The organism is Paraburkholderia nodosa (assembly GCF_001718195.1).
GTDB lineage: Bacteria > Pseudomonadota > Gammaproteobacteria > Burkholderiales > Burkholderiaceae > Paraburkholderia > Paraburkholderia nodosa_A.
This window is the reverse complement of record NZ_MCNV01000006.1, coordinates 263,669-280,402: the sequence shown is the minus strand read 5'-3', so window position 1 is coordinate 280,402 and position 16,734 is coordinate 263,669. Positions and strand designations below refer to the sequence as shown.

General features: G+C 64.9%; 14 protein-coding genes and 1 tRNA gene. 6 read left to right on the top strand and 9 right to left on the bottom strand.

Going from position 1 to position 16,734, the window contains the following annotated elements; genetic code table 11:
* The first annotated feature begins 203 nt into the window (after nucleotides 1–203).
* Nucleotides 204–1,370: a hypothetical protein gene (locus tag BFD71_RS13940; protein WP_069264603.1), complete on the top strand. Its 1,167-nt coding sequence runs from the start codon at nucleotides 204–206 to the stop codon at nucleotides 1,368–1,370.
* 55 nt (nucleotides 1,371–1,425) lie between these two features.
* Here BFD71_RS13940 and htpX read toward each other — a convergent pair whose 3' ends face one another.
* The 4 genes from htpX to def all read right to left on the bottom strand — a co-directional run bounded on the left by htpX (nucleotide 1,426) and on the right by def (nucleotide 4,727).
* Entirely contained in the window at nucleotides 1,426–2,280 is an 855-nt protein-coding gene (gene htpX, locus BFD71_RS13935) for a zinc metalloprotease HtpX (protein ID WP_069264601.1), read from the bottom strand.
* A 130-nt stretch (nucleotides 2,281–2,410) separates the two neighbouring features.
* Nucleotides 2,411–3,061 (bottom strand): LysE family translocator, encoded by a 651-nt coding sequence (locus BFD71_RS13930; RefSeq protein ID WP_069264599.1) that lies wholly within the window; start codon nucleotides 3,059–3,061, stop codon nucleotides 2,411–2,413.
* Nucleotides 3,062–3,173: 112 nt separating this feature from the next.
* Nucleotides 3,174–4,169 (bottom strand): methionyl-tRNA formyltransferase, encoded by a 996-nt coding sequence (fmt, locus tag BFD71_RS13925; protein WP_069264597.1) that lies wholly within the window; start codon nucleotides 4,167–4,169, stop codon nucleotides 3,174–3,176.
* Nucleotides 4,170–4,223: 54 nt separating this feature from the next.
* Nucleotides 4,224–4,727 carry a peptide deformylase gene (gene def / locus BFD71_RS13920; RefSeq protein WP_069264594.1) on the bottom strand — a complete coding sequence of 168 codons (504 nt, stop codon included), beginning with the start codon at nucleotides 4,725–4,727 and terminating at the stop codon, nucleotides 4,224–4,226.
* Between the two features lie 285 nt (nucleotides 4,728–5,012).
* Here def and dprA point away from each other — a divergent pair, with 285 nt between their 5' ends.
* The 3 genes from dprA (at nucleotide 5,013) to BFD71_RS13905 (ending at nucleotide 9,664) form a co-directional block, all read left to right on the top strand.
* On the top strand, nucleotides 5,013–6,275 hold the full coding sequence (gene dprA, locus BFD71_RS13915; RefSeq protein WP_069264592.1) for a DNA-processing protein DprA: 1,263 nt from the start codon (nucleotides 5,013–5,015) through the stop codon (nucleotides 6,273–6,275).
* 96 nt (nucleotides 6,276–6,371) lie between these two features.
* Nucleotides 6,372–6,749 (top strand): thioredoxin family protein, encoded by a 378-nt coding sequence (locus BFD71_RS13910; RefSeq protein WP_069264589.1) that lies wholly within the window; start codon nucleotides 6,372–6,374, stop codon nucleotides 6,747–6,749.
* A gap of 257 nt (nucleotides 6,750–7,006) precedes the next feature.
* Nucleotides 7,007–9,664 carry a DNA topoisomerase III gene (locus tag BFD71_RS13905; protein WP_069264587.1) on the top strand — a complete coding sequence of 886 codons (2,658 nt, stop codon included), beginning with the start codon at nucleotides 7,007–7,009 and terminating at the stop codon, nucleotides 9,662–9,664.
* A gap of 107 nt (nucleotides 9,665–9,771) precedes the next feature.
* Here BFD71_RS13905 and BFD71_RS13900 read toward each other — a convergent pair whose 3' ends face one another.
* Together BFD71_RS13900 and BFD71_RS13895 are read right to left on the bottom strand one after the other, a co-directional pair.
* Complete coding sequence (locus tag BFD71_RS13900; protein WP_069264585.1) at nucleotides 9,772–10,881, bottom strand: LysR family transcriptional regulator; 1,110 nt, start codon at nucleotides 10,879–10,881, stop codon at nucleotides 9,772–9,774.
* Nucleotides 10,882–11,196: 315 nt separating this feature from the next.
* Nucleotides 11,197–13,047, bottom strand: coding sequence for a phosphoenolpyruvate carboxykinase (GTP) (locus BFD71_RS13895; RefSeq protein WP_069264583.1), 1,851 nt, complete (start codon nucleotides 13,045–13,047; stop codon nucleotides 11,197–11,199).
* A 427-nt stretch (nucleotides 13,048–13,474) separates the two neighbouring features.
* Between BFD71_RS13895 and BFD71_RS13890 the strand changes: the two genes are divergently transcribed.
* Nucleotides 13,475–14,488, top strand: a complete 1,014-nt coding sequence (locus BFD71_RS13890; RefSeq protein WP_069264581.1) for a D-2-hydroxyacid dehydrogenase family protein — start codon at nucleotides 13,475–13,477, stop codon at nucleotides 14,486–14,488.
* A 73-nt stretch (nucleotides 14,489–14,561) separates the two neighbouring features.
* On the opposite strand, the gene BFD71_RS13885 is transcribed toward BFD71_RS13890, so the two are convergent.
* Both BFD71_RS13885 and BFD71_RS13880 read right to left on the bottom strand, forming a co-directional pair.
* A complete protein-coding gene (locus tag BFD71_RS13885) occupies nucleotides 14,562–15,440 on the bottom strand; it encodes a patatin-like phospholipase family protein (RefSeq protein ID WP_069264579.1) in 879 nt (292 codons plus the stop codon).
* Between the two features lie 48 nt (nucleotides 15,441–15,488).
* Entirely contained in the window at nucleotides 15,489–15,893 is a 405-nt protein-coding gene (locus BFD71_RS13880; RefSeq protein ID WP_028203232.1) for a PaaI family thioesterase, read from the bottom strand.
* 262 nt (nucleotides 15,894–16,155) lie between these two features.
* Here BFD71_RS13880 and BFD71_RS13875 point away from each other — a divergent pair.
* Nucleotides 16,156–16,231, top strand: a tRNA-Lys gene (locus tag BFD71_RS13875).
* Between the two features lie 70 nt (nucleotides 16,232–16,301).
* Here the strand turns inward: BFD71_RS13875 and BFD71_RS13870 are convergent.
* Complete coding sequence (locus BFD71_RS13870) at nucleotides 16,302–16,559, bottom strand: hypothetical protein (protein ID WP_069264577.1); 258 nt, start codon at nucleotides 16,557–16,559, stop codon at nucleotides 16,302–16,304.
* Nucleotides 16,560–16,734: the final 175 nt, after the last annotated feature.

Genomic DNA, 16,734 nt, shown 5'->3' with positions numbered 1-16,734 from the left:
GCGGCGTCAGTAATGCACGAGCGAGCCATTGTAGCGTGGCGAGCGCGCAACACTGCGAGCCGGCGCGATTCCCGTTGACGGCACCGCGCCAGCGCGCGGATAGCGAGGCAAGCGCAGGGATACATATTGGCGGATACCGACTAACCGCTCGCCTCATGATGGCGACAGAAAACGCCCCTCCCCCCTGCGACGTAGCGGCCATCATGAAACGACTCGGGAAGAAACAAGACTTCGCGTTCCTCGCCTTCGTTGCTCTGTTTTCTGTGTACCAGCAGGGACGGGGAAAGCTGTTCTCGCCTTTCTGGGACTACAAGGTGTACGCGTACGCGCTCGATCAATTCAAGCGCGGCGCGAATCCGTATATTCCGCACGGATTCCCCTTCATCTATCCGCCCATCTTCCTGAATCTGTTCTCGCGCGTGCCGTTTCACTGGCTCTATCTGGCATTCGTTGTCGCGTCGCTGATCTATCTGGCCTACAGCATCAGGCATGCGGATTTCATCGTCGCGGGCGCGCTTGGGTTTCTGACCGGCGGCGCGGGCGTGGGAGGCATCCTCACGGGCAATTTTGCGATCTTCGGCCACCTGCTGATCATTGCGCTTTTTTATGCGGCTTCGGCTATGCACGACAGCCGTGGCGCGACGGCAAAGTATTGCGCGCTGGCTTTTTTCATCGCCCTGTTTGCCTCCATCAAGATCTATTTCCTGACCTACGCCGTCGTGTTCTTTTTTATCCCCAAAGGCATGCGCTATTTCATCGCCGTGCCCTTGTGCGTTGCGCTGGCAACCATCGCGCAGCTCGCGCTGGAACCGCGCCTGTGGACCGACTTCGAAACCCTGCTGCGCTGGCAGATGCTCGCCCAGAACGATTCCGGACTCGTGCTGTTCGGGATACTCGAACAACACGTGCGTGCGCTGTCGACCCTGGAAGACGTGCTGCTCTACGAGCTGGTGGTCGTGGCGCTATTCATGTACGCGGTCAATCCATTGCGCGGGCGGCGGCTCATGGTTGCCGAAAACGCAAGCGTGCCTGGCAGGCTGTTCTATGTGCTCGCGTTCTGTCTCGCGCTGAATCCGAGAATGAAGGAATACGACATCGCGCCGTTTTTTGCGTGCTGCTACGTTTCGCTCTTCCAGAGCAGCAAAGAAGACAACCGGATGGATCGCGTGTTTTTCTACGCCGTACCGTTGGCGTTCATCGCCGCGTGGATCGTCGTCAAGTTCGGGCACGTCTACTACGCGCTCGACGTGTCCTGGTTCATCGGCGTTTATTTCGTATTCTTCGTGGTGTCGCTGCGTCAACGGGCGTTGCGGGTTTCGGTGCGAGCGGGCGCCCGACATATGGACGGCGACGCCGCGGCGACGGGCTGAATAAAAAACGCCTCCGAGGAGGCGTTTTTTTCGTCACCGGCTACCGGTCGTCGCGTTAGCGTTGGCCACCTGCAGCCATTTCCATCAAGCGGCGGATGCGCTCTTCCGTGGACGGGTGCGTGCTGAAGAGGTTCTGCAAGCCGCCGCCCGACAGCGGATTCATGATCATCATCTGCGCCGTGGCCGGATGCTCTTCGGCCGCCGGGAACGGAATGCCCTGCGCGTAGCGGTGGATCTTGTCGAGCGCCGAAGCGAGCGCCTGCGGATCGCCGGAAATCTCGGCGCCGCCGCGGTCCGCCTCGAATTCACGCGCACGCGAAATCGCCATCTGGATCAGCGCGCCCGCGATCGGTGCGAGCAGCGCCACGGCGATGCTCGCGATGGGGTTCGCGGGACGGCCGTTCTCGTCGCGGCCGCCGAAGATCATCGCGAAGTTGGCGAGCGCCGAGATCGCGCCGGCCATGGTGGCCGAGATGGTCGAGATCAGAATGTCGCGGTGCTTCACGTGCGCCAGTTCGTGCGCCATGACGCCGCGCATTTCACGTTCGGACAGCACGCGCAGGATGCCCGTGGTCGCCGCGACCGCTGCGTGCTCGGGATTGCGGCCGGTAGCGAAGGCGTTGGGCGCGTCCTCGTTGATGAGGTAGACGCGCGGCATCGGCAGGCCCGCCCGCGTGGACAAATCGCGGACCATGCGATAGAACTGCGGCGCCGTGGTCTCGTCGACCTCCTGCGCGTTGTACATGCGCAGGACCATCTTGTCCGAATACCAGTACGAGAAGAAGTTCATGGCGAGCGCGAAGAACAGCGCCAGCACCATCCCGCGATGCCCGCCGATCAGCCCGCCAATCACGATGAAAAGGGCCGTAATCGCGGCCATCAACATCGCGGTTTTGACCCAGTTGAACATGTGCTGTGCTCCTTCACCCACCAGGGGATCAAATCGATCGTTGAACGCCCGCCGCCAGCCGGTCAGCTAGCTTTGAGCGAGCGCATTGTAAGCGATTTGTTAGATATGGGCAGATGCGAAAAATTCAATCTCATCGCGTGGCGGTCGCGAGCTTCAGGCCCAGCCCGACAAACGCCGAGCCGACCGTGCGATCGAGCCACTTCTTGACGCCCGGCTTGCCCGAGAAGCGCTGCGTGACGCTGCCCGCCACCCACGCGACGAAGCTGTTCCAGACCGTGCTCATCAGCATGAACACGGCGCCGAGTGTGAGGAAAGCGAGGGCCTTGTGCTCCGTCCCCGTGGTCACGAACTGCGGGAAAAACGAAACGAAGAACAGCACCACCTTCGGATTGAGCACGTTGGTGCAGAAACCCGAAACGAACAGCTGACGCAGCGGGCGCGGGGCGGCGGCAGGGGCCGTGGCCTGCGGGGCGCCTTCGGCGGGCCTGACTTCGTGCTTCGTGAGAACGAGGCGCACGCCGAGATACACGAGATAGATCGCGCCCACGATCTTGATGACCGTGAACGCCGTGGCCGACGCCGCGAGCAGCGCGGTCAGACCGAACGCGCAGGCGAGCGTGTGCACGCAGCAGCCCGCCGAGATACCCAGTGCGGAAACGAGGCCCGCGCCGCGGCCCTGCGCGACGCTGCGGCCGACGATATAGGCCGTGTCGGGCCCCGGCGTCACGTTCAGGAGAAATACGGCGACGAGAAAGAAACCGAAATGGGTAATGCCGAGCATGCCAACCTCAAAATCGAAAAACGCGCTTCAAACGCCATTGATTCTAGCGCGCCGGGAACCGCGCAGCACTTGGCCTGGCGGAGCGTTTTCACGCGCTGGCGCGAGCCCGGGTTCAAGCCGCCGGGGTCTCCGGCAGCTGGAACCGCTGCCCCGCCGCCAGCGGCATACCGGCCAGGAATTCGCGCGCGGGCAGCCGCTTGCCGCCCGGCTTTTGCAGCTGCGTGAGGCGCAGCGCACCCTCGCCGCAGGCCACCACCACGCCCGCCGGGCTGACTTCGAGAATCTCGCCCGGTTCGCCGGCCGCGTCCGCCGGACGCTCGACCGGCTCGGCGGCCCACAGCTTGAGCTGCGCGCCGTCCAGCGTGGCCGCGCCGCCCGGGAATGGGTCGAATGCGCGAATCTGACGCGCGAGCGCCACCGCCGGCCGACGCCAGTCGAGCGCGGCTTCCTGCTTGCCGATCTTCTCGGCGTAAGTCGCGCCTTCGGCCGGCTGCGGCGTGGCGGGCAGCGCACCGTCGCGCTCGAGCGCGACGAGCCCGTCGACGATCAGCTGCGCGCCGAGTTGCGCGAGGCGGTCGTGCAGCGTCGCCGTGGTGTCGCCCGGCGCGATCGGCGTGCGCACCTCGGAGATCATCGGGCCGGTGTCGAGCCCCGCGTCCATCTGCATGAGCGTGATGCCGGTTTCGGTGTCGCCGGCTTCGATCGCGCGATGAATCGGTGCCGCGCCGCGCCAGCGCGGCAGGATGGACCCATGAATGTTGATGCAGCCGCGCGGCGGGATATCCAGCACTTCCTGCGGCAGCAACAGCCCGTAGGCTGCGACCACCATCACGTCGTGCGGCGTGGCGCGCAGCAGGTCCAGCGCCGCGGCGGCTTCCTGCGGATACTTGCCGGTCCGGCGCAGCGACGGCGGCTGGGCGACGGCCATGCCGTGCTCCTGCGCATAGCGCTTGACCGGGCTTGCCTGGAGTTTCATGCCGCGGCCTGCCGGGCGGTCCGGCTGAGTCAGGACGAGCGGCACGGCAAAGCCCGCTTCGTGAATCGCCGCGAGCGCCGCGGCAGCGAATTCCGGCGTGCCGGCGAAGATGACGCGAAGGGTGTGGCTCATGGGCGCTCGGTGCGTGGCGGCGGGTTGATGAAGAAAGAGACGGTCAGATCGCGATTACATCGCCCGTTCGAGCTTCTTCATCTTGCTGCGGATGCGCGTCTGCTTGAGCGACGACAGGTATTCGACGAACACCTTGCCCATCAGGTGATCCATTTCGTGCTGGATGCACACGGCGAGCAGCCCTTCGCAGTCCACCTCGTAGGTCTCGCCCTTTTCGTTCATCGCGCGCACGCGCACCTTTTCCGCGCGCTCGACTTCATCGTAGATGCCCGGCACGGAAAGGCAGCCTTCCTCGTGCACTTCGCGCTCGTCGCTCGACCAGATGATTTCCGGGTTGATGAACACGCGCAGTTCGTCGTGCGCGTCCGACACGTCGATCACCACGACGCGCTCATGCACGTCGACCTGGGTGGCCGCGAGACCGACGCCCGGCGCGGCGTACATGGTTTCGGCCATGTCGGCGACCAGTTTGCGGATGCGGTCGTTGACCACCTCGACCGGCTTTGCGACCTTGTGCAGACGCTTGTCCGGGTAATGAAGAATGTTCAGTAGAGCCATGATTTGACGGGTTTCTCGTTGGGCGCCTGAAAGAGCCTGGCACAGGGAACGATGCGCGGCCTGGCCATTCGGCCAGCTTGCGGGTCCCGGGCCGGATACGGAGGATATCTCCTGATATTCGGACGAAAGGGCCGCAATTCAACGTTGAACGCGCGTATCGCCCGTGCGGGCGCGCTGCTCGCGAAGGCGTGCGCGCAATGCCACGGGTAAAGACGCCACGGTGTATTTCGGATGGTGAAAATTTTATCACGAGGTGCGGCAAACCGTCCGCGCCCTGGGAACGCAATGCCGACGACCTTGCCGCTGTCTGCCGAAGAACTGGCCGCCTGGCTGCGCCTCGCCCTCGCGCGCGGCCTGAGGCCCGCTGCGCTGCGCGCGCTGCTCGGCGCGTTCGGCCTGCCCCAACACGTGCTGGCCCAGCCGTTCGCCGCACTCGCCGCGGTGGCGGGTGCGCAAGCCGCCCATGCCGCCCTGGCCGAGCCCCGGCCGGACTTCGCGGCACGACTCGATGCCCTGCAGGCGTGGCGCGCGGCGCCCGGCAACGCGCTCATCACGCTTGCCGACCCGGCCTATCCGGGCCGCCTGCTCGACATGCCCGATCCACCGCCGCTGCTCTACGCAAAGGGCCGGCTCGAACTGCTGCACGCACGCGCGGTGGCCATCGTGGGCAGCCGCAACGCCACGCCGCAGGCCGTCGAGGACGCCGCGCGCTTCGCACGCACTCTCGCCGCGTCGGGTCTCACCGTCGTGTCGGGGCTCGCGCTCGGCGTGGACGGCGCCGCCCATCGCGGCGCACTCCACGAGCAGGGCGGCACCGTCGCCGTGACCGGCACCGGGGCGGATCTCGTCTATCCGCCGGCCCATCATCCGCTCGCCGTGGAGATCGCCGCACACGGCGCGCTCGTCTCCGAATGGCCGCTCGGCACCCCGGCGCGCTCCGCGAACTTTCCGCAGCGCAACCGCGTGATTGCCGCGCTCGTCGAAGGCGTGGTGGTGGTCGAGGCCGCACAACGTTCCGGCTCGCTCATCACGGCACGGCTCGCCAACGAAATGGGACGCGACGTTTTCGCGCTGCCCGGCTCGATTCACGCGCCGCTCACGCGCGGCTGCCACGGGCTCATCAAGCAGGGGGCGCAGCTGGTCGAATCGCCCGAAGAGGTACTCGATGCGCTCGATGTCGGGCAACCCTCGAGTGCAGGCCGCACGCCGGTGTCGCCGCGGGAACAGCGCCGCGAGAAGGTCTCCGTTCCGTTCGATCGCATGCCGCGCGACGACGCAAACGAGACGCCACAGCTGGCGCTCGAGTTCCCCCGCCCCGAGCCGCCGCCTGCGCATCGCGCTGAAGCACGAAAATCGCCCGCCAGCCTTGGCGCTGAAGCCCGGCGCCTCCTCGAAGCGCTCGGTCACGCGCCCGCCACGGTTGAAATCCTCGCGCAGCGCACCGACATGGCCGAAGCGGTGCTGCAAGGCACGCTGCTGCAACTCGAGCTCGCGGGACACCTCGACGCCCTGCCCGGCGGCTGGTTCGTGCGGGCCTCGCGCGGCTGATGCCGCGGATTGGGGGAGCATCACCGCTCACGCGTCGCCGTGATACATTCGCGCCAAATACCCCGCTCTATATATAAGAGAACGCAAGGAACGACCATGCCCGCGCTAGACCTCGACACCGAAGCCGACCAGATCGCCGAGCGCGTCAGCAATCAGGACACGCTGTTCGTCGCGTGCCTGTGCGCGCAATGGTGCGGGACGTGCCGCGACTACCGTGCCACGTTCGACCGCATCGCCGAGGCGCATCCCGATGTCTGCTTTGCGTACATCGACATCGAAACCCATGCCGACCGCTTCGACGATCTCGATGTCGAGAACTTCCCGACCATCCTGATCGAGGACGGTCACGCCACGCGCTTTTTCGGCACGGTCCTGCCGCACGCCGCCGTGGTCGAGCGCATGCTTTCGGACCTCACGGCGCTACCGGGCGTGTCCGACGCGCCCAAGCTGCGCCCCGTCCTGAGCGCGGTTTGAGCGCACCCAGCATCTGACCCCGATCAGGCACACCGCTTGCCGCGCGGCCTGGCGCGCCCTTATGATTGGGCGCCCTGGCGGGTGCGCGGGTGTCGTCATGAGATGACGCAAAAATCGACGCCGACGCGCCATGTGCTATAAAGCGGTCGAGAACGGCCCCCCGAGCGGGGCAGCAACGCCGGGCATCGCGCCCAAGCGCCCATTCAGGCGGCATCGGCCCCGGGGGCGCCAACCGGAACACCCACAAGCAACCAGTCATGTCCAAAGCTCTGATCATCGCCGAGAAGCCGTCCGTCGCGAACGACATCGCGCGCGCGCTGGGCGGTTTTACCAAGCATGACGAGTACTACGAGAGCGACGACTACGTACTCTCGTCGGCAGTCGGCCATCTGCTGGAAATCGCAGCGCCGGAAGAATACGAGGTCAAGCGCGGCAAGTGGAGCTTCGCTCACCTGCCCGTGATCCCGCCGCACTTCGACCTGAACCCGATCGCCAAGAGCGAATCGCGGCTCAAGGTGCTCAACAAGCTGATGAAGCGCAAGGACGTCACGCAACTCATCAACGCCTGCGACGCGGGGCGCGAGGGCGAGCTGATCTTCCGCCTGATCGCGCAGCACGCGAAGGCGAAGCAGCCGGTCCAGCGCCTGTGGCTCCAGTCGATGACGCCGCAGGCGATCCGCGACGGCTTCGCGAACCTGCGCAGCGACCACGACATGCAGCCGCTCGCCGACGCCGCCCGCTGCCGCTCGGAAGCCGACTGGCTCGTCGGCATCAACGGCACGCGCGCGATGACCGCCTTCAACAGCAAGGGCGGCGGCTTCTTCCTCACGACGGTTGGCCGCGTTCAGACGCCGACCTTGTCGATCGTCGTCGAACGCGAAGAGAAAATCCGCCGCTTCATCCCGCGCGACTATTGGGAAGTGCGTGCGGAGTTCGTCTGCGCGAGCGGCTTCTATGAAGGCCGCTGGTACGACCCGAAATTCAAGAGGGACGAGTTCGATCCGGAAAAGCGCGATTCGCGCCTCTGGAGCCTGCCGGCCGCCGAGACCATCGTTGCGGCCTGCCATGGCCGCGAAGGCACGGTCAGCGAGGAATCGAAGCCGTCCACCCAGCTCTCGCCCGCGCTCTTCGACCTGACGAGCCTGCAGCGTGAAGCGAACGGCCGCTTCGGCTTTTCTGCCAAGAACACGCTCGGCCTCGCTCAGGCGCTGTACGAAAAGCACAAGGTGCTCACCTACCCGCGTACCGACTCGCGCGCGCTGCCCGAGGATTACATGGGCACGGTGAAAGAGACGCTCGAGATGCTCAAGGAGAGCAACAACTACCTGCCGCACGCCAAGCAGGTGCTCGACAAGGGCTGGGTGAAGCCGAACAAGCGCATCTTCGACAACTCGAAGATCAGCGACCACTTCGCCATCATCCCCACGCTGCAGGCGCCGAAGTCGCTCTCGGAGCCCGAGCAGAAGCTGTACGACCTCGTCGTGAAGCGCTTCCTCGCCGTGTTCTTCCCGGCGGCGGAATATCGCGTCACCACGCGTATCACCGAAGTCGCAGGGCATCACTTCAAGACCGAAGGCAAGGTGCTGGTCGAGCCGGGCTGGCTGCAGGTCTATGGCCGCGACGCGGGCGGCGACGACGCCAATCTCGTGCCGGTTAAGAAGGACGAGAAGGTCAAGACCGACAAGATCGCGGCGCACCAGCTCGTGACCAAGCCGCCTGCGCGCTACAACGAAGCGACGCTGCTCTCGGCCATGGAAGGCGCGGGCAAGCTCGTGGACGACGAAGAGCTGCGCGAGGCCATGGCCGCCAAGGGCCTCGGTACGCCGGCCACGCGCGCGGCGATCATCGAAGGTCTGCTCGGCGAAAAGTATCTCGTGCGCGAAGGCCGCGAACTGATCCCGACGGCCAAGGCGTTCCAGCTCATGACGCTGTTGCGCGGTCTCGGCGTGAAAGAACTGACCGCGCCGGAACTCACCGGCGAATGGGAGTACAAGCTTTCGCAGATGGAGCGCGGCAAACTCCCGCGTGACGCGTTCATGCAGGAAATCGCCCGCATGACGCAGACCATCGTGAAGCGCGCGAAGGAATACGACTCGGACACGATCCCCGGCGACTACGCGACGCTGCAAACGCCGTGTCCGAATTGCGGCGGCCAGGTGAAGGAAAACTATCGCCGCTTCGCCTGCACGAAGTGCGAGTTCTCGATCTCGAAGATTCCGGGCGGCCGCCAGTTCGAAATCCCCGAAGTGGAAGAACTGCTGCAGAACAAGACGATCGGCCCGCTCTCGGGCTTCCGCAGCAAGATGGGCCGGCCGTTCTCTGCCATCCTCAAGCTCTCGTTCGACGACGAAATCAAGAACTACAAGCTCGAGTTCGACTTCGGCCAGGACTCCGGCGCCGAAGACGGCGAAGCGCCCGACTTCTCGCAGCAGGAGCCGGTGGGCGCGTGCCCGAAGTGCAAGGCACGCGTGTACGAGCACGGCATGAGCTACGTGTGCGAGCACTCGGTCGCGAATCCGAAGACCTGCGACTTCCGCTCGGGCAAGGTGATCCTGCAGCAGGAGATCGCGCGCGACCAGATGGCCAAGCTGCTTGCCGAAGGCCGCACCGACTTGCTGACCAACTTCAAGTCGTCGCGTACGGGCCGCAACTTCAAGGCTTTCCTCGTCAAGCAGCCGGACGGCAAGATCGGCTTCGAGTTCGAGAAGAAGGAGCCGAGCGCGAAGACGGCGGCCAAGACGGCCGCGAAGAAGTCGGCTGCCTCGGCTGAGGCGACGAACGATGCCGCGAACGACGCGGCGGATTCGGCCGAAGAAGGCAAGGCGAAACCCGCGCGCAAGACGGCGGCCGCCAAAGCCGCACCGGCACGCAAGACCGCCGCCCGCAAGACGCCGGCGCGCAAGACAGGGTCGTAAAGCCGTCCCTTCCCGGGCCGTCGCCGGCCCGCTCGCAACAGGCAAAAAGGCGCAGCTTCTCTCGAAGCTGCGCCTTTTTTATCGACCGATGAACGGCGATATCGGGCTTATAGCGGCGAGATCGCCGAAGTCCGGGTACGCGCTGCCGAAGCGCGCGCCGCCTTCGGCGCGCGTTCGCCGTCCGTGCCGTTGTGCTCGCTGTCGTGCAGGCTACCGCCCGGCGCTGGCTGCACGCCATCGTAGTCGTCGCCCGCAACGCCGTTGCGAGCCGCCACTGCCGGACGTGCAAGACCGTCCTTGACCCACTGCTCGCCAAGCTGGCTGTTCGGCGTCTGGCTGAAGTGCTCGACGAGATGGTCGATGAACGTGCGCACCTTGGCAGGCAGGTGACGCCGGCTCGGATACGCGACGTTGATCTCCACCTGCGGCAGACGATAGTCGCCAAGCAGCCGCACGAGGCGCCCGCGCGTCATGTCGCGACCGATCAGGTAGCTCGGCAGGATCGCGATGCCCATGCCGAGCAGCGCGAACTGGCGCAGCATCTCGGTGTTGTTCGCCACGATCACATTTGTCGGACGCACGCGGATTTCGCCGTCCGGACCCGTGAAGACGCGCTCGTCCCCCCAGTACTCGGAGGGCAGCGAGAGGCTCGGGTGCTCCATGAGATGCTCGGGGCGCGTGGGCGTGCCGTGCTTTTCGAGGTACGCGGGCGTCGCGCACACCGTCATGCAACCCGTGGTGAGGCGGCGCGTGACGATGCTGGCGCTGCGCATCTGGCGTGCTGTCACGACGCCCAGATCGAAGCCCTCTTCGACGAGATCGACCTGACGGTCCACCAGCGTGACGTCGGGAATGACCTGCGGATAGCGCTGCGTGTAGGTCTGCAGCACCGGAGCGAGGTTGTGGAGCCCGAACACGACCGGCGCGACGATGCGCAGCGTGCCGACAGGTTCGTGATTGCGCGCGACGACCATCTGTTCGACATCCTCGAGCTCATCGAGGATCTGGCGGGCGCGCTCGAGATAGACCTGACCCGATTCGGTCAGGGAGAGACTGCGGGTCGTGCGGTTGAGCAAACGCGTGCCGAGTCGACCTTCGAGGTCGGCAACGTGCCGCGTCGCAACTGCGTTGGAGATATCCATCGCGGAAGCGGCCCGGGCGAAACTGCCGAGGTCGGCCACTTTGACGAATACTCGCATCGACTGCAAATGATCCATGAGACAACTCCTGCCTGTTACTACCCCGCTGTTAATCAGCGGAGGAAACCGCGAATTCTCCTACGACAGCAGAAATCGTGCAGAAGTTGCCTCCGAAGCCCTTATTTTCTTTACGATTTCTTCGACTGCACCCCAAAATGCATTAACAGCGGTCCGATTATTACTTCGAACGAAACAATTTTGCGCGTTGCAGCGAAATAGTCGCTCTAACGCCGAACAGACGTGCCTCTGCACCGCACCAATGCATTCGACCCCGGAAATAAAAATGGCCGCCCTCGGGCGGCCGTCCAGATAGTGAGCGCTCACATTACATGATTAGAGACGCGTTTCCAGCCTCTGGCGAGCGTCCTTCAACACTTGCGGCAAGCCATGAGCGAGCTTGTCGAACAGCTCGGCGTGCAGCGCGAGTTCGGCGCGCCAGGCGTCGGCGTCCACTGAAATCACCTGTTCGAACTGCTCCTGCGTAAAGTTCAGGCCGCTCCAGTCGAGGTCGCCGTAGCGCGGCGACACGCCGAATGCATGCTCGTCGCCGGTGGCCTTGCCCTCGATACGGCGCACCATCCACTCGAGCACGCGCATGTTCTCGCCGAAGCCCGGCCACACGAACTTGCCATCTGGCCCCTTGCGGAACCAGTTCACGCAGAAGATGCGCGGCACCGTCGCACCGGCCTTGGCGAGGCGCTCGCCCACGTCGAGCCAATGCCCGAAGTAGTCGGCCATGTTGTAGCCGCAGAACGGCAGCATCGCGAACGGATCGCGCCGCACCACGCCCTGCTGTCCCGCGGCCGCGGCCGTGGTCTCCGAGCCCATGGTCGCGGCCATGTAGACGCCCTCGGTCCAGTCGCGCGCCTCGGTCACGAGCGGCACCGTGGTCGAACGGCGGCCGCCGAAGATGAACGCATCGATGGCCACGCCCTTCGGGTTCTCCCACTCGGGATCGATCGACGGGCACTGCGACGCGGGCGCCGTGAAGCGCGCGTTCGGATGCGCGGCCTTGCGGCCCGTTTCCTTGCCGATGGCGGGAGTCCAGTCGTTGCCGAGCCAGTCGATCGCGTGCGCGGGCGGTTCGTCGGTCATGCCTTCCCACCAGACGTCGCCGTCGTCGGTGAGCGCGACGTTCGTGAAGATCACGTTCTCCTTGAGCGTCGCCATGGCGTTGAAATTGGTCTTCTCACCGGTGCCCGGCGCCACGCCGAAGTAGCCGGCCTCGGGGTTGATGGCGTAGAGACGGCCATCGGCGCCGGGCTTGATCCACGCAATATCGTCGCCGATCGTGGTGATTTCCCAGCCGTTCATGGCAGGCGGCGGAATCATCATGGCGAAGTTGGTCTTGCCGCACGCCGACGGGAACGCCGCCGCGACGTGGTACTTGCGGCCTTCCGGCGAACGCACGCCGAGAATCAGCATGTGTTCGGCGAGCCAGCCTTCGTCGCGGCCCATGGTCGAAGCGATGCGCAGCGCGAAGCACTTCTTGCCGAGCAGCGCATTGCCGCCGTAGCCCGAGCCGTAGCTCCAGATCTCACGCGTTTCCGGGAAGTGGACGATGTACTTCGTCTTGTTGCACGGCCACGGCACGTCCCGCTCGCCCGCTGCGAGCGGCGCGCCCACGCTGTGCACGCACGGCACGAACGGGCCGTCTTCGCCGAGCACGTCGTACACGGCGCGGCCCATGCGCGTCATGATGCGCATGTTCACGGCCACGTAGGGGCTATCGGAAAGCTCCACGCCGATATGCGCGATCGGAGAGCCGAGCGGGCCCATCGAGAACGGCACGACATACATCGTGCGGCCGCGCATCGAGCCTGCGAACAGGCCGTCGAGCGTCGCGCGCATTTCGGCGGGCGCGACCCAGTTGTTGGTGGGGCCGGCATTTTCCTTGGTGGGCGAGCAGATGAAGGTGCGATCTTCCACGCGCGCGACGTCCGAGGGGTCGGAGCAGGCGAGATACGAATTCGGACGCTTCTGCGGATTAAGGCGGCGCATCGTGCCGGCCTCGACCATCTGCGCACACAGGCGGTCGTATTCTTCCTGGGAGCCATCGCACCAGACGATGCGATCGGGCTGCGTATGCGCTGCGATTTTCTGCACCCAGTCGACCAGTTTCCGGTGCCGGACCCAGGCGGGCACCTGTGCGGCGGCCTGGGCTTGGTAATCGGGATGGTTCATCGAGCTGTCTCCATTTTTAGGGCTGTAAAACGAGAATCGGCCCTTTTCAACGCTGCACGCGAGAGGCGCAACTCATTGCGAACCGGATGTCGATGGCAGATCAACATGCGAATCGGTTCGCGCAGTTGGGCAGGTCGTCAAGGTCCTCTAGCCTGGGGTTCGAAACCGTCTGTAAAGCGGCTTGCATCGGAGCCCGACAAGCTGTTAAAAGTTGCGAATTCGCGGCTGATTGCCGCGTCAAAAACCTGCGTGCGTAGCCTCGGGCTTGCGCAATTGCAATGCCTGCTGCTGCACGCGGCGAGCGACGTGAAGGCTCCCTATATTCATACCAGCCTTCCCGGCGCTGCATAGTGGGATAACCACCAGATGAACACCGAAGTCGCGCTACGAAAGGCGCGATGCAAAACACGCAAAACAACCCGCCGCCATGAAAATTGCCATCCTTGACGACTACCAGGACGCCGTCCGCAAGCTCGACTGCTTTCAACTGCTCGCCGACCACGAGGTCAAGGTTTTCAACAACACGGTCCGCGGCCTCGGCCAACTCGCCAGCCGCCTCGCCGAAGTCGACGCGCTCGTCCTGATTCGCGAACGCACCCGCATCACCTCGCAACTGCTCGACAAGCTCCCCCATCTGCGCATGATTAGCCAGACGGGCAAGGCCGGTCCGCACATCGACATCGAAGCCTGCACCGAGCGCGGCATCGCCGTGCTCGAAGGCACTGGTTCGCCCGTCGCGCCCGCCGAACTCACGTGGGCGCTCATCATGGCCGCGCAGCGCCGCATTCCGCAGTACGTCGCCAACCTCAAGCAGGGCGCGTGGCAGCAGTCGGGCCTCAAGACCTCGGCGATGCCGCCCAACTTCGGCCTCGGCCAGGTGATGCGCGGGCAAACGCTCGGCATCTGGGGCTACGGCAAGATCGGCCGGCTCGTGGCCGGCTACGGCAAGGCCTTTGGCATGCGCGTGCTGGTATGGGGCCGCGAGCATTCGCTCGAAGCGGCGCGCGCCGACGGCTACGAAGCCGCCGCAAGCCGCGAGGCGCTGTTCGAAGAGAGCGACGTCTTGTCGCTACATCTACGCCTGCACGATGACACTCGCGGGATCGTCAAGCAGGAAGACCTGCTGCGCATGAAGCCCACGTCGCTGCTCGTCAACACGAGCCGCGCGGAGCTGATGGAAGAAAATGCGCTGCTCGGCGCGCTCGCGCACAACCGGCCGGGCATGGTCGCGATCGACGTGTACGAGAGCGAGCCGATCCTGCAGGGCTACAGCCTGCTGCGCATGGAAAACGTGATCTGCACGCCGCACATCGGCTATGTGGAGCGCGAGAGCTACGAGCTGTACTTCGGCGGGGCGTTCCGCAATATCCTCGCGTTCGACGCGGGCGATCACGTGAGCGTCGCGAACCCCGAAGCGCTGCAGGGCGGCCGCCGCAAGTAAGCGCGGCGGCACGGGGCGGCGCGCGCCGCCCTTCGTGCGTCTTTCCGTCTGATTTCGATGCGGCCGCGTGCGCTCAGGCGTGAGCGGCCGCTTCCATGACCTCGGGCAAACGCGCGAGGAAACGCTCGCCGTCCACGCGGCCGAGGTTGTACGCGTGCTGCATCTGCTGCGGGCTCGTGTAGTCCCAGCTCGAGATCGGCACCCTGGCCGACGGCTGCACGTAAAGGCGCTGCTGCACGCCCTGCGTTGCCTGATGCCGCACCACGAACATCTGCGGACGCGGATAGAGCCGCGTCACCATCACCAGCACACGGCCGGGCGTGTCGTCGAGCGCGCCGACCGGCACGTTGTCGACCATCCCGCCATCGAGCACCGGTCGGCCGTCACGCCGCAGCACCGGCGTGAACGGCGGCGTGCATGACGACTGCAGGATGAGATCGGCTAGATCCTCCACGCTCGCGCATTCCTGCGCCGTCACGAATTCCGGATGAAACCCGAGCCTGCGCCCGAGCGTCGGGTGCAGCGTCTTGCGGATATGTTTTTCGATGTTGTACGCGATGAGACCCGCCGCCACGGCGCTGCGCGCGCCAAGCCAACGCGGCACATGCGACACGCCGATGCGGATCTCAGGCGCGTCCTGAAGCTGCGTGAACGGCTCGCCGTAGATGTCGAGCAACGCCTGGCGATAGATGCGGTAATGCGGAAACACCGACTCGCCGCGTAGCAGATTGCCCCAGTAGGCGTTGCGCTTGTTGTGGCGCAGCGCTTCCTCGTAATAACGCATGACCCAGTCGGCGTCGCGCGTGTAGAGCATGCACGCGGTGGCCGCGCCCGCCGAGATGCCCGTAATGACGCGCGGGCGAATGCGCAGCTCGGGCTGGACGATGTCCCAGAACCCCGCCTGCCACCAGCAGCGATTGCCGCCGCCGGCGAAAACCACCTGATCGAACATGCCTTCTACGTCCTTCGAAGCGACCGAAACCGATCGGAAGCGCCAAGCTTAATCGAGCAGCGCGTAGGTCGAGGTCGCGTGAACCGCCATGCGGCCGTCTTCGTCGTAGAGTTCTATTTCACCGAACACCAGATTGCGGCCCATGCGCAGCACGCGCGCCGTCACGAGCACGTCGCCCTTGCGCACCGCGCGCATGAAATTGGTGTTCAGCGCAACAGTCGTCATGGGCTTGAAGCCGCCGAGCGCGGCCGTGATCGCGACGATCATGGCCGTATCCGCCGCCGCCATGAACACCTGGCCGCAGATCACGCCGCCCGAATGGCGCAGCTCGCCGGAAAACGGCAGGCGCAAGGTGGCGCTGTCTTCCGAGACCTCGACGGGCTTCATCCCGAGCGCGCGCACCCAAGGGGCCAGCACCCGCTCCAGCAGCGCGTCGATTGCGTTGTCGTCCATCGTTTGCCTTTGTGGATTGCCGTGCGACGTTTCCAGCCGATCGCAGCCGACCTTGGCGAACCGGGGCGGTGCACAGCGACTAGCTCGAAACCTGGTTTGACCCAAGCGTGGCGACATCATACCGGGACGGCACGGCGCCCGTGGTAAAGGCACAAACGCTCGCGCACACGGAGCCTGCACCGCATCGACAAACTATTTTCAGATAATTTGCAGAAGGGACTTGCCAAGCCCGGAAAAGTCCTGCATAATCTTTTTTCTGTTGGGGGCGTTAGCTCAGTTGGTAGAGCAGCGGACTCTTAATCCGTAGGTCGAGTGTTCGAGTCACTCACGCCCCACCAGCGAATTCAGCCAAAAAGCCCGATCCTTGCGATCGGGCTTTTTGCATTTCTCCGCGGCCACGGGCCTGAACTACTTCACGCGCCTCACATGACGCGACGTCCGCTTCGGACGCGGCAGCCAGCGGCCGAGCGCCTCGAAGCCGTCGAGCTGGCGCAGCAGCGTATCGACGGTCGAAAGCTGAACGTGAGTCAGATGGTTTTGCTTGAGAAGCGCGTGCAAGCGCTTGCGCCAGTACGCGACACCCATCACCGGCATTTCGAAATCGCCAGCCAGCGACGGTGGCATCACGCGCGCGATGTGCGCGATTTCCTGTTCGACGAATGTCATGGCCTTCCCCGTTGTCCTGCCGTGGTTTCTTATCGTATGAAGTACTGTAGGACGCTCCGGGGCGCTCGCCAGCCTACCCGTATAGATAGGTAACCAATAGTCCGACTAAATAGGGGATGGACGCCGCTGAAAGCGGCGCCTCGCTGCCCGACGCTTGCGCTTCGCCGGTCACCGG